This window comes from Acinetobacter sp. KAM396 (genome assembly GCF_021602765.1).
GTDB classification, from domain to species: Bacteria; Pseudomonadota; Gammaproteobacteria; order Pseudomonadales; family Moraxellaceae; genus Acinetobacter; species Acinetobacter towneri_A.
The window spans coordinates 1-222 of sequence record NZ_BPPH01000131.1 but is presented as its reverse complement, the minus strand read 5'-3'; the positions used below and the strand labels follow the sequence as shown (position 1 = coordinate 222).

At 41.0% G+C, this 222-nt stretch carries 1 pseudogene; it reads right to left on the bottom strand.

The window, feature by feature from the left end:
* Window positions 1–23: 23 nt before the first annotated feature.
* Window positions 24–134 (bottom strand): annotated as a pseudogene (locus tag L6C30_RS14845) (IS3 family transposase); the annotation flags it as partial.
* Between the last annotated feature and the right edge of the window lie 88 nt (window positions 135–222).

Sequence of the window (222 nt, the reverse complement as noted above, 5' to 3'; positions counted from 1 at the left end):
ATAACCGAAGTTAAAAGTAGAGGTTAAGCAGCCATTAGAGGTGGCCTTCCTTTGTTTGCTTGGTGTGGTCTTTCATGGTTGTAATGCCACAACCAGTTTGTTGCATAATCTGGCACTGTTGCAAATAGAGATTTGAGTCGATGATGTTCCCTTTAAAAAGTACTTAGAGACCGAAAACCCTGTTGATTAGACACACTTCACCCTGAGGCTGACCATAATAAA